The 12527-nt window shown below is 67.8% G+C and carries 12 protein-coding genes and 1 pseudogene; 6 read left to right on the top strand and 7 right to left on the bottom strand.

Features of this window, described 5'->3' with window-relative positions; all coding sequences use genetic code 11:
- Positions 1-424 precede the first annotated feature (424 nt).
- Positions 425-1123 carry a cupin domain-containing protein gene (locus ACTWPW_RS53675; RefSeq protein WP_443173517.1) on the bottom strand — a complete coding sequence of 233 codons (699 nt, stop codon included), beginning with the start codon at positions 1121-1123 and terminating at the stop codon, positions 425-427.
- 5 nt (positions 1124-1128) lie between these two features.
- Positions 1129-1278, bottom strand: a complete 150-nt coding sequence (locus ACTWPW_RS53670; RefSeq protein WP_375110597.1) for a hypothetical protein — start codon at positions 1276-1278, stop codon at positions 1129-1131.
- A 187-nt stretch (positions 1279-1465) separates the two neighbouring features.
- Between ACTWPW_RS53670 and ACTWPW_RS53665 the strand changes: the two genes are divergently transcribed.
- The 5 genes from ACTWPW_RS53665 to ACTWPW_RS53645 all read left to right on the top strand — a co-directional run bounded on the left by ACTWPW_RS53665 (position 1466) and on the right by ACTWPW_RS53645 (position 5660).
- A complete protein-coding gene (locus ACTWPW_RS53665; protein ID WP_375110598.1) occupies positions 1466-1747 on the top strand; it encodes a metal-sensitive transcriptional regulator in 282 nt (93 codons plus the stop codon).
- A 17-nt stretch (positions 1748-1764) separates the two neighbouring features.
- Positions 1765-1977: a heavy-metal-associated domain-containing protein gene (locus ACTWPW_RS53660; protein ID WP_375110599.1), complete on the top strand. Its 213-nt coding sequence runs from the start codon at positions 1765-1767 to the stop codon at positions 1975-1977.
- Entirely contained in the window at positions 1974-2951 is a 978-nt protein-coding gene (locus ACTWPW_RS53655) for a hypothetical protein (RefSeq protein ID WP_443173516.1), read from the top strand. The genes ACTWPW_RS53660 and ACTWPW_RS53655 overlap by 4 nt, the downstream gene beginning before the upstream one ends.
- 21 nt (positions 2952-2972) lie before the next feature.
- A complete protein-coding gene (locus ACTWPW_RS53650) occupies positions 2973-5192 on the top strand; it encodes a heavy metal translocating P-type ATPase (protein WP_443173515.1) in 2220 nt (739 codons plus the stop codon).
- A 186-nt stretch (positions 5193-5378) separates the two neighbouring features.
- Positions 5379-5660, top strand: coding sequence for a metal-sensitive transcriptional regulator (locus ACTWPW_RS53645; RefSeq protein ID WP_443173514.1), 282 nt, complete (start codon positions 5379-5381; stop codon positions 5658-5660).
- 29 nt (positions 5661-5689) lie between these two features.
- Here ACTWPW_RS53645 and ACTWPW_RS53640 read toward each other — a convergent pair whose 3' ends face one another.
- The 4 genes from ACTWPW_RS53640 to ACTWPW_RS53625 form a co-directional block, all read right to left on the bottom strand.
- On the bottom strand, positions 5690-6517 hold the full coding sequence (locus ACTWPW_RS53640; RefSeq protein WP_443173513.1) for a F510_1955 family glycosylhydrolase: 828 nt from the start codon (positions 6515-6517) through the stop codon (positions 5690-5692).
- A gap of 73 nt (positions 6518-6590) precedes the next feature.
- Complete coding sequence (locus tag ACTWPW_RS53635) at positions 6591-6878, bottom strand: hypothetical protein (RefSeq protein WP_375110605.1); 288 nt, start codon at positions 6876-6878, stop codon at positions 6591-6593.
- A gap of 373 nt (positions 6879-7251) precedes the next feature.
- A complete protein-coding gene (locus ACTWPW_RS53630; RefSeq protein WP_375110607.1) occupies positions 7252-8190 on the bottom strand; it encodes a carbohydrate kinase family protein in 939 nt (312 codons plus the stop codon).
- Positions 8187-9410 (bottom strand): hypothetical protein, encoded by a 1224-nt coding sequence (locus tag ACTWPW_RS53625; protein WP_375110608.1) that lies wholly within the window; start codon positions 9408-9410, stop codon positions 8187-8189. The genes ACTWPW_RS53630 and ACTWPW_RS53625 overlap by 4 nt, the downstream gene beginning before the upstream one ends.
- 269 nt (positions 9411-9679) lie before the next feature.
- Between ACTWPW_RS53625 and ACTWPW_RS53620 the strand changes: the two genes are divergently transcribed.
- Positions 9680-12361, top strand: a complete 2682-nt coding sequence (locus tag ACTWPW_RS53620) for a BTAD domain-containing putative transcriptional regulator (RefSeq protein ID WP_443173512.1) — start codon at positions 9680-9682, stop codon at positions 12359-12361.
- 2 nt (positions 12362-12363) lie between these two features.
- Here the strand turns inward: ACTWPW_RS53620 and ACTWPW_RS53615 are convergent.
- Positions 12364-12527, bottom strand: a pseudogene (locus ACTWPW_RS53615) (IS5/IS1182 family transposase); the annotation flags it as partial.

Below are 12527 nucleotides of genomic sequence, written 5' to 3'. Positions count from 1 at the left end.
TCGTAAGTATCCGAACCTGGGGCGAAATAGTACAGAAAGCGAGGAGGTTATCCCCCAGTTCCGGGCAACTTGCGCCATCCACGCGACGTACTACGGCTGATAGCGGATGACGCCTCTGCCTCTCGGACGGCGGGCCGCTCAAAGACGTCGAACGTCGTGGCGTGGGTGTCGCGCAGAATCCTGGTCGCGTGTGACGTGCATGCGGGCCTTGGTCAGGACGCGCCAGGCTGTCAGGTCAGCGAAGGCGTGTGCTCACCTGGCCGGAGTGCCATGGCTGCCACGGTCGTGCGCCGGGCGGGCGCTCGATGACCACGGTAATCCGATCTTGAGGGAAGCCCCGTGGTCGGCGGGTGACAGCTTGGGCGTTCCGCTTGGGCCTGGCGGGGGGAAGGCCGGTACGCGGCCGGCCTCCCCCCGCTGGTCGTCACGGGCGAGGTGCCCGGCGGTCCCGACGCGCCTCGAGCTCTTCCGCGCTCACCGGTATGACCACCGGCTGCCCGGGCACACCGAGCAGCGTGGCGAGGTATACGGTCTCGGCGTCCGGGAGGTTGTTGCCGCCCTGGTAGTGGATGACGTCGCCGCCCGGCTCCCAGAACGTCTCTCCGGCCTTGATGACGCGCTCCGGTTCGCCCTCCAGCTCGAAGATCATCTCGCCTTTGACCACGTATCCGAACCCGGGGCCGGTGTGGCGGTGCGGCGGGTTGCCCGGGCTGCCGGGCGGCAGAGTGATCAGGACGGTCGTCGCCACGGCATTGTCAGGGATCGGCGTGTTCGGGACCGATGCGAGGATCTCCACCGTCGGCGGCGGAGTCGCATTGGAGTTTTCGCTACTCATGATGGGGACCTCACGTTGTGCGGTTGTGTGGGCTTTCCTCGATAACGACAAGGCGGCACGGGGATCTGTGACAGCCGGATCAGCTCGAAAACTTGCCGGCCCGCTCCCGGCCGATCCATTCCGTACAGCAGAACGCGGCCTGCGTTCATGCGGCTCCCAGTCGGGCAGCAGCACGAACGCCAGGGCGGCGAGCACGATGCCCGGTGTCATCAGCCACGGGGTGGCGTCGATGCTGGAGGCCGAGACGATGGCGAGAACCAGCACGGCCCCGAGGGCGAACCCGATCATCCTCGTCAGCCGTGAACCGCACCACGTCGAGGGCCCGATCCGGCGCGGTCGAACCTCCCGCCACCAGGGGGCGCGACGCTGAGCAGGCTGAGGAACAACGAGGCCAGCAGCACGCCCGCCGCCCCGACGAGGCGCAGGCTGCGATCCTCCGCCAACGCGCCGAAGATCGGCTGTCTGACCGATGACGAGATCGAGTGGACGGCCACGATCAGGACCAGCGGGACCGGCCCCAGATCGAACCGGGCTCGCGACGTCGGCAGCAGGGCACTGCCTTCCGTTGCAGGGAATACGGTAGGGGGGTATGGTGTTGTTCTGAGCGATCGACAGGGGAGAGGGGTGGACATGGCCGGATACAGCGGCACCAAGCAGGACCACGCGATGCGGTTGCGCCGGATCGAGGGGCAGGTCCGCGGGTTGCAGCGGATGGTCGAGGACGACAAGTACTGCATCGACATCCTGACGCAGGTGTCGGCGGCGACCAGCGCGCTGAAGTCGTTCTCCCTGTCGTTGCTGGAGCAGCACCTGGCCCACTGCGTCGCCGAGGCCACCCAGAAGGGCGGCCCGGAGGCCGACGCCAAGGTCAAGGAAGCCTCCGACGCCATCGCCAGACTTGTCCGTTCTTGAGTGAAGGAGAGACCGCCATGAGCACCACCGTCACCTACACCGTCAAGGGCATGACCTGCGGCCACTGCGTCAGTTCGGTCAGGGAAGAGGTCGGCGACGTGGCCGGTGTCACCCATGTCGAGGTGGATCTGGCGAGCGGGTTGCTGACCGTGGACAGCGACGGCCCGGTTGACCCGGCGAAGATTGTCGCCGCGGTGGAGGAGGCCGGTTACGAGGTGGCGAAGCAGTGAACACCGCGACCAAGCTTGGTTCTTACGTTTTGGGGCTGGCCGTGGTGTTCGGCGGCGCACTGGGCGTGGGCAAGGTGGTGGGGCCGGTCGGGTCGCCCCCGGCCGAGGACCACGCCGCGATGGCGGTCCCCGTCGCGAGCCCGGCGCACGGCGATGAGCATGGCGCCCAGCCGGCGGAGAACGATACCCCCGGGGGGCTCCAAGTGTCCGAGAACGGCTACACCCTCAATCCACTCACCACGACGCTCAAGCCCGGCGAGCCCACCGACTTCCGCTTCTCGGTGACCGGCCCCGACAACAAAGCCGTCACCGACTACCAGGTTGAGCACGACAAGAAGTTGCACCTCATCGTCGCCTCCCGCGACCTTGGGACGTTCCGGCACGTGCACCCGGAGATGGCGCCCGACGGCGTCTGGTCGGTCAAGCTGACCTTGCCCAGCGCGGGCGCGTACCGGGTCTTCGCCGACTTCGCGCCCACCGGCGGCAGCGCCCTCACGCTGGGCGCCGACCTGGTCGCGACCGGCGGCTACCGGCCGGAGGCGCTGCCCAAGCAGAGCCGCACCGCGAAGGTCGACGGATACACCGTCAGCCTGGACGGCGAGCTGACGCCGGGGCAGTCCAGCAAGCTCACCCTGAAGGTGAGCAGGGACGGCAAGCCGGTCACCGACCTGCAGCCCTACCTCGGCGCCTACGGCCACCTGGTGGCCCTGCGCGCCCGGGATCTGGCCTACCTGCACGTGCACCCGGACGGGGAGCCCGGCGACGGCAAGACCGTGGCGGGCCCCGAGATCGTCTTCTACGCCGAGGTGCCGAGCACCGGCGACTACCGGCTGTTCCTCGACTTCCAGCACGAGGGGAAGGTCCGTACCGCGGACTTCACTCTGGGCGCGGGCGAGCGACCGGCCATCCCCGAGGCCACACCCACCCCCACGCCCACATCCGATGGGCACGCCGATGACGGCCACGGCCACTGAGCGAGAGGAAGGAGAAGGGTGATGTCCCAGGTCACCGATGACCGGCAGAACGCGGTCGAGCTCTCGATCGGCGGCATGACCTGCGCCTCGTGCGCCAACCGCATCGAGCGCAAGCTGAACAAGCTGGACGGGGTGAGCGCGACGGTCAACTACGCCACCGAGAAGGCGAAGGTCACCTTCGCCGAAGGCGTCGACCCGCAGCAGCTGATCGCCGAGGTCGAGAAGGCCGGCTACACAGCCGCGCTGCCCGCCCCGCCCAAGACCGAGACCGATACCGTCGAGCGGGAGCCGGAGGACGAGCTCCGGCCGCTGCGCCAGCGTCTGATCACCTCGGTGGTGCTGTCGGTGCCGGTGGTCGCGATGGCGATGATTCCGGCGTTGCAGTTCACCAACTGGCAGTGGTTGTCGCTGACGCTGGCCGCCCCGGTGGTGGCGTACGCGGGCTGGCCGTTCCACAAGGCCGCCTGGACCAACCTGCGGCACGGCGCCGCGACGATGGACACGCTGATCTCGGTCGGTACGCTGGCCGCGCTGGGCTGGTCGTTGTGGGCGCTGTTCTTCGGTACGGCCGGCACGCCGGGTATGACGCACCCGTTCGCGTTCACCATCGAGCGCAGCGATGGCTCCGGCAACATCTACCTGGAGACGGCCGCGGCGGTGACGGCGTTCATCCTGGCCGGACGATACTTCGAGGCGCGCTCCAAGCGGCGTGCCGGCGCCGCGCTGCGGGCGCTGCTGGAGCTGGGCGCCAAGGACGTGGAGCTGGCCGACGGCCGGCGGGTGCCCGTCGATCAGCTCAAGGCGGGGGACCGGTTCGTGGTCCGGCCGGGGGAGAAGATCGCCACGGACGGTGTGGTCGAGGAGGGCTCCTCGGCGGTGGACGCCTCGATGCTCACCGGCGAGTCCGTGCCGGTCGAGGTCGGCGCGGGCGACGCGGTCACCGGCGCGACCGTGAACGCGGGCGGCCGGCTGATCGTCCGGGCGACCCGGGTCGGCGCCGACACCCAGCTCGCCCAGATGGCCAAGCTGGTGGAGGAGGCGCAGACCGGCAAGGCGCAGGCGCAGCGGCTGGCCGACCGCATCTCCGGGATTTTCGTGCCGATCGTGATCGCGCTGGCCCTGGGCACACTGGGATTCTGGCTCGGTACCGGTGACGGGGTGGGCGCGGCGTTCACCGCGGCGGTGGCGGTGTTGATCATCGCCTGCCCGTGCGCGCTGGGTCTGGCCACCCCGACCGCGTTGCTGGTCGGCACCGGGCGTGGCGCTCAGCTCGGCATTCTGATCAAGGGTCCTGAGGTGCTGGAGTCCACCCGCCGGATCGACACGGTGGTGCTGGACAAGACCGGCACGGTCACCGAGGGCCGGATGGCGCTGGCGGCCGTGCACGTGGCCGAGGGGGAGAGCCGGGAAGAGGTGCTGCGCCTGGCGGGGGCGCTGGAGCACGCCTCGGAGCACCCGATCGGCCAGGCCATTGCCCGCGCGGCCGCATCCGATGCCGTCGTGGAGGACTTCGCCAACGTCGAGGGCCTCGGCGTGCAGGGCATCGTGGACGGCCACGCCGTGCTGGTCGGCCGTCCCCGGCTGCTGGCGGAGTGGTCGCAGCACCTGCCGGCGGATCTGGAGCGGGAACTGCACCAGGCTCAGGCGGCCGGCCGTACCGCGGTCGCGGTCGGCTGGGACGGCCGGGCGCGGGCGGTGCTGGTGGTGGCCGATGCGGTCAAGCCGACCAGCAAGGAGGCCATCGCGCAGTTGCGTGCGCTCGGTCTGTCGCCGGTGCTGCTGACCGGTGACAACGAGGCGGTGGCCAGGACCGTCGCGGCCGAGGTGGGCATCGACGAGGTCATCGCCGAGGTGCTGCCCGCCGACAAGGTGGAGGTGGTCAAGCGGCTGCAGGGCGAGGGCAAGGTGGTGGCCATGGTGGGCGATGGGGTCAACGACGCCGCCGCGCTGGCCCAGGCCGATCTGGGGCTGGCCATGGGCACCGGCACCGATGCCGCGATCGAGGCCAGCGATCTGACCCTGGTCCGCGGCGACCTGCGGGTGGCCGCCGATGCCATCCGGCTGTCCCGCCGCACGCTCGCCACGATCAAGGGCAACCTGTTCTGGGCGTTCGCCTACAACGTGGCCGCCCTGCCGCTGGCCGCGATGGGCCTGCTCAACCCGATGATCGCGGGCGCGGCGATGGCGTTCTCCAGCGTCTTCGTGGTCAGCAACAGCCTGCGGCTACGCCGCTTCAACTAGCACCACACAGGGATGGCTCCACGCCGAACGGCGTGGAGCCATCCTTCATTGCTGGGTTGCCGCAGTTCGGGACGCGAGTTGTCCGGGGCCTGAATCGAGTCCGGCCCCGTGGCTTCGGCCGGCTGCGGAATCGCGCCGGGCGCACATACGGCGGAGGGGTGGCGGTGGGCCGATGGAGGGCGGGGCATGGCCGGGCACATCCAGAGCAAGAAAGACCACCTCACACGGCTGCGCCGCGTCGAGGGCCAGATCCGTGGCCTGCAGCGCATGGTCGAGGAGGACACCTACTGCATCGACATCCTGACGCAGGTGTTCGCGGCGACCAGCGCGCTGAAGTCGTTCTCCCTGGCCCTGCTGGAGGAGCAGCCGGCCCACTGCGTCGCCGAAGCCACCCGAGAGGGCGGCCCGGAGGCCGCGGCGAAGGTCAAGGAGGCCGGCGACGCCATCGCCAGGCTGGTACGCGCATGAGGGGATCGGCCCGGTCGCCGACGTTCTCATCAGGTGGGTGAGAAAGCTGTGGCGAAGGTCTTGCCGCCGTCCTTGGATTCCAGCACCGTGCCGTCCTCCATGGCCGCCAGCAGACGCTGGCGGTCCACGGCGGTGAACGCGGCCGCCTGGCCGGGCAGCTTTCCGGCGATCGACCAGGTCTTGCCGGAGTCCCGGCTGATGTGGACTTGGCCATCGGCTGCCGCGCCCACGAGGATTTCGCCTGGCAGGACGTCAATGTGACTGAGCAAGGGGGCCTTGGTGAGGTCGTTGTAGTTCAGCCCGCCGTCCTCGCTGACCTTCAGCCCGTCGGGTGTCGTGGCGTAGATGCGGGACGACTCCTCGGCGCTCGCCCCGAGGTCGATCACCTTCTCCACGGTGCCCTGGGTCCAGGTGCCGCCGCCGTCGATGCTTCGCCAGACCTTCGAGGTCTGGCTGTCGTAGGCGTACAGGTTGTCGCCGGCGGGTTGGATGGAGTGAAAGTCGGCCGAACCGTCTTCCGAGACCGTCTTCCAGGTGAGCCCGGAATCCGTCGACTTGATGAGGCCGAGGTGCGGCGGTCGTTCCGGTGAGACGTCCTCCGCTGAGGGGTGCCCGCTGGCCAGGAACGTCTTGGGTCCCATGATGGTGAAGCCCATGTGGTCCTGATCGCGGTCGGCGACCCGGGTGACCGTCGTGGGGGAGGCGACCTTGAACAGGCCATGGTGGCCCGCGACGTAGAGGGCTCCATCGGCCGGGTCGATGCCGAGCCCGTGCACGTGTCCCATGCCCACATCCGCATCGGTCGTTCCGCCCGGCTCCTGCGCCGACTGGCCGCAGCCTGTCAGCGCGATGCCCAACGCCACCCCGACGGCACCCATGCGCAGCCGCTGTCCCGCGAACGTCATGCCGCAAGTCTACAACTACCTACTATCAACCATCGTAGTAACCCGGAAGGAACGGCAGCGACGGGCGGCCGGCGAGCGAGCGCAGCGCGCCGGTGGTGATGACCGCGTGCCCGTTCCGGCCGGGCAGGCAGCACGCCGGCCGCTCGTCGTGATCCACACGAGCGCGTCGAGGTCGAGGTCGTGTTTGCCGAGGAGCGACAGGGCTTCGGTGTGCTGCGACGTGACCCACCACGGAGGTGGGCACGGCGACGGCGAACGCCGGCAGCTGGCGGTGCAGCAAACCCTTCTTGTGGAGGTTGTCCATCACGGTCATGACCGTGGTGTAGGCGATGGTCCTCCCCTGCCGCAGGTCTCGAACACCTAACGGACTGCTGCGGGGTGCCCACGCAACCACAGGCGATCCATGATCTCAGTTTCGAGCCTGCCGGGACCGTGCATCCTCCGGACTCCCATCGGCGCCACTCAGTCCTTTGGCAATCGTAGGAGGGGTCGGTTCCGTCATTAACGCGATACCTGTGACGGTGCCTATAGGAGCAACTTGCCCGGCGCGACGGGGAGGGTCCTGACGCGCGTGCCGGTGGCGTGGTAGATCGCGTTGGTGATGGCCGCCGCGACCCCGACGATGTCCAACTCGCCGATGCCCTCGGCGGCGGGTTGTCGGATGGCTCGCGGCCATGACGCCCCTCCTAAGTGCCGGTGTCCCAGCGATTGAGAAGCGTGACGACAGAGTGGCTTTTCCGCAGCCGAGCCACCTCCGTGGCCGTCAACGAGGCCGCGCTGGGGAAGGTGCTGCCTATCTTCCAACCGGCGTGAAGCACCGCGTCCTGGAGCGCCGACACGGGATTTCGCGTGGCGAGCCAGCTGTGCAGGAACGACGCGAAGAGGGCGTCTCCTGCCCCTGCGGTACTCACGACGCCGCGTGGCGCGACGGCCGAGACCTCGACCAGGGCCCCGTCGGGCAGCCCCATGACGCACCCCCGCTCGCCGAGGCCAACGGCCGCGACCGTGCAGCCGGGGTAACGACGGAAGATCTGCGCCACCCACTGTTTTGGAGAGCAGGGCAGCCGCTCGTGGCTGCAGAAGATGATGTCGGCGACCTCCAGCCAAGGCCGGTTGTACGCGTCGTCCACGTCCGTGATCAGATGGACGTCGACCGCGATCGGCACACCTTCTTCGCGCGCGCTTCCCAGCAGGGGCCGGACGAACGAGGTGTTGGTGAGCACGGCGAGGTCGGCGCCACGGGCTAGGCGACGGAACATCTCAGTGGGATATTCCAGGGCGTTGACGGCTGCGACATACGGGTGGCCCGAACACTGCCCATCCGGGGCTACCAGCACAACGCCGAGGGAGGATCGTGGCGCCGTCACTACCCCCGGACCCCACAACCCTCGGGCACGGAGCGCCGTGCCGATCGCCTCTCCCGCCGGATCCTGCCCTACGAGAGTGCAGAGGCGGGCTTCGTCGCCGAGGGAATGGAGGGTGCTGGCGATATGGCACGCCGCTCCGGACACCTCGGCCCTCATCCACTCGGGAAACTGCTCCCGTACGTAGGGCAGCGGAAAGTCCATCACGGGCATGGCCATGTACAGGCTGGTGACACCCGCTACGACTATCGAGCTGCTCATCTTCTCTCCTCGCAGGCCGTATGGTCGGGCGAACTGAGCAGAAACGGTGGGGGGACTGGATCGGCTCGCGGCAGGATGAGCGGCTGCGGCAGCCGCATCAGCCGGTACATCAGCCGCCGCATGTTCCGGTCGAAGCGGCCTGGAGCCGAGGTGAGCCGTTCCACGACCGCGGCATGCCGTCCCGGATGGTGATGCGCGGCCGCCCAGCGCAGCTGGGCCGGCAAGGGCTGATCGAGTCGCAACCGGGGTGCCGACGACGCCAGCAGTCCGCTGGCGGACTCCGGATCCACGTCGCCCACCGCATCGCCCACCAGTGAGACCGGGGCACCGCAGACAGTGCCGTACACCGCGGCTGAACCGTGATCACCCACCACGTGATCGGCGGCGACGAGGACACCTCGCCAATCCGCCTCGGGCGGTACCAACGCCAGTTCGTCCCGCAGACAGTCGGCCAGCCAGCTGCGGACCTGCCAGATGCCGTGACCGAACCAGATGTTCGGGTGGAGAAGGGCGGCGATGCGGTATCGGTCGCGGGGAAGCTCGGTGAGCATCCGCCGGAGCAATCCTGCGTGTCTGCCGAAGAGCGAGTTGGATCCCCAGGTGGAGGTCACCACCACGAGTTCATGCTCGTCCGTGACTCCGAGGGCACGTCGATAGGCGTGTCGCTCATGGGAGCTGGCGATCAACCGATCATGGGAGGCGTCCCCGATGATTGCGGCAACCCCGACAGCCTCTGGGCAGCTTCTCGCCAGCCGCTGACGTTCGGCGTTGTGGGCCAGCACGATAGCTGACGGGATCACTGTGCCGTCCCGGACGAGTTCCTGAGCACTGAGTCCGTACAAGCCTCGGGCCGCGACTGCTCCGCCGCCCAGCCGCCGGCTGACCAGCTTGTTGTAACCGGCCCCGTGGGGGATCACCACGAGCGGTGCGCGGACGCTCTCGATCCCCCCGTAGGCGGCGCAGATGGCGAGGTCGAATTGCTCGCGGACGGCCAGGTGCCACGGCAGGACGACGACGCCGATACGCCGGAGCAATTCGGTCACGCCATTACTGAAAACGTCGGGAGCGATCGTGAAGACCACCTGGACCCGGAGGTCGGCGGCGAGAAGGCGGGCGACGTCCAGCAAGCGTTGCCCCGAGGTGACCGTGTGGACGACTGCCAACACGGTTTTCCGGCTGCGACGTGTCACCCAGCGCGGCGCATCCGGCCCGACTGGCACGCGGTAATCCTCTGAACACGACATCGGACTGTCGACCCCCTGTCAGCTGTGTGCGGTTCGCATCGCCGCATTCGCCTGGCCGTAATCCCCGTTCAACGGCACAATCCGAGAATCCCTCGGATCCCTGGACAGAACCTTGCAACAACCGTGAAGCGGAGAAGTCAGGTAACGGATGACATATGGACCGTTAACCAGCTCTGCGAGAAACTGGCGGCGAGGGCCCTCTGATCTCTGGAAGGACATTCATGGAGTTCCGAATACTCGGCTCCGTGGAGGCCTGGGCCGACGGAGAGGCATGTGAGCTCGGCTCGGCCAAGGAACGGCACGTGCTCGCCGTGCTGCTTCTGACTCCTGGACAGCCCGTGTCCATCGAAACTTTGATCAACCGGGTCTGGGACGACACACCGCCGTCGAAGGCGCGCGAGAGTATCCATAGCTATATCGCACGCTTACGCGGTCGTTTGAACCGGCGATCCGGCGACACCGCGGTACGGCTGAGCTCTCGTTCAGGCGCTTACGTGCTGGAAATCGACCCGCAAACGACCGATCTGCATCGATTTCGCCGCCTGACCGCACAAGCACGAGCCATCTCGGACAGTGGGGATCAGGAAGATGCGCTGCGGCTACTCCGGGCGGCGGAGAAACTCTGGCGCGGCGATCCACTTTCCGGCTTGTCCGGAGAATGGGTGACCAAGCTGCGGACGAGCCTGGAGAGCGAGCATCGCGCCGCGGTCGGTTTGCGGCTCGCCATGGAACTCGACACGGGCCACCATGCCGACCTGGTCGGCGAGCTGTATGGTCTCATTCACCAATATCCCTACGACGAGTCGTTCGTCGAACACTTGATGGTCGCCCTTTATCGCTGCGGGCGTCAGGGCGAGGCACTGGAGGCCTATCACCGGGCAAGTCATCGCCTCGTCGAAGACCTCGGTGCCGAGCCGGGGCCCTCTCTCCGCCGAACGTACGAGCGCATACTGCGCGGCGACACCGACCTGGCCGCGTCGCCCAAACGTCCCCGGGGCCACGCGGGACCTCTCGCCGACAACCTGCCCCGCGACATTCCTGACTTCACCGGGCGAGAGACGGAGCTGAGCCAACTGTACGAGGAACTGGAGCGTTCCCCTGCAACAGTGATGATCAGAGCCATTGACGGAATGGCCGGCGTCGGTAAGACGGCGCTCGCTGTCCACGTGGCTCATGAGCTCGCGGACCGCTATCCGGACGGACGGTGGTATCTCCATCTTCGCGCCCACGATCCCCATCAACCGCCGATTGATCCCGCCCAAGGCCTCGAGGCCCTGTTACGGCTTCTGGGAGAGGATCCACAGCGGATCCCCGAGGCGTTGGAGCCGCGTGCCGCATTGTGGCGCGCGCGGCTCGCCAACCGCCGGATGTTGATCGTGCTCGACGATGCAGCGGGTGCCGACCAAGTGAGACCGTTTCTGCCGGGCGGAGCCGGTTGCCTCGTGCTGATCACGAGCCGGCGGCGGCTCGCCGGATTGGAGGGGGCAAGGCCGCTGTCGCTGGACGCGCTCATGCCGCTTGAGGCAGCACTACTCTTCCGCCGGATCGTCGGTCAGGATCGACGGCTCGATTCCGGCGACGTCAACCAGCTAGTCCGCCTTTGCGGTCATCTGCCGCTCGCGGTCACGATCATGGCGAACAGGCTTCGCCACCGGCCGGCTCGAGGCGTCGGTGACCTGGTGGTGAAGCTGTCGCGGTCCAAAGACCGGCTGGCCGAGATGTATGCGGGGGACAGCGACCTCCTCACCGCGTTCGAACTGTCGTACAGGGAATTGTCGTCCGAACGGCGGGAGGCCTTTCGTCGTCTCGGGCTGCACGTTGGAGCCGACCTCTCGGTCGGCGCAGCCGCCGCCCTGATCGGATGCGATCCCGCTCGGGCGGAACATGCCCTGGAAGAGCTGATCGATCGTCATCTCGTGGAAGAGCCGGATTCCGGCCGGGTGCGCTTTCACGATCTCCTGCGGGCATACGCCCGGGAACGTGCCACTGAGGAGGAGACTCCGAAGGAACTGGAGCGAGCCGTCCACCGGCTGCTCGACTTTTACCTGTACGCCGCTGACCAGGCCGACCGTGCTCTCTATCCGTACAGGCGCCGCGCCGGTGTGACCGTCGCCCACAGGCCCGATCTGACGCTCATCGACAGGCCGCGCTCAGCCGCCGAATGGTTGCGTGCCGAGCGGTCCAACTTACTGATGTGCATTCACTACGCCGCCGAGAACGGCCATCCCACGCACGCGATCCAGCTTTCGCATGCCGTCGCGACGTATCTGGAACGCTCGGCGCACTGGGAGGACGCCGCCCGCGTTCACGAACTGGCCCGTCGCACCTGCCAGGAAACAGGTGATCGCGAGGGTGAGGCGCGCGTGGATCTCGAACTCAGTCTGGTACGTAGCCGCATGAGTCATTACGACGCAGCCTTCGAGCACGCCGGCAGAGGCCTCGACACCTTTCGAGCAATGGGCGACCGCCGCGGAGAGGCGGACACGCTGGATCACCTCGCCCGCGTGTCCTGGCTCTCCGGCCGCAACCGGGAGGCCCTGGGCTACGCGGAGAAGGCACTCACCTTGTTTCGCGCGATCGGGGACCGGCATGGCGAAGGCAATGCGCTGCTGCATTGGGGAATCGCCTTGTCGTACCTTGGACGTGCCGAGGAGGCGATGGCTGCCTTCGAGAACTCACTCGAGATCGTGAGCGAGACAGGCGATGTCGCCACAAAGGCAATGATTCTGAACAACCTGGGCGAGCTGCATTTCAGCCATGGCGATTATCGAAGCGCGCTCGGGCTCTTCAGGGAGGCGCTCGTCATTCTGCGAGAGGCAGGCTGGCGTCAGAACGAGGCTGTGGCACTCAATAACATTGCCAATTGCCTGGAGCGCGAGGCGCGTCGCGACGAGGCTCTGCACTTCTACCGCGAGGCACTGACGTGATCTCAGCGAATTGCCGGTAGGTAGTTGTGCTCGAAATGCGTGAGGACAAGAGCGGCGCGTGCGATGTCGCCGATTGCGCTGGGGCTGGCGGTGATGTGCTGGAGGATCCGCCAGCGGCCTTTGAGCAGGGCGAACCCGCGTTCGCCGAGACAGCGCAGGGCGCGTA

Origin of the sequence: Nonomuraea sp. KM90 (assembly GCF_052246675.1) — a bacterium.
GTDB lineage: Bacteria > Actinomycetota > Actinomycetes > Streptosporangiales > Streptosporangiaceae > Nonomuraea.
This window is presented reverse-complemented; position numbering and strand designations above follow the sequence as displayed.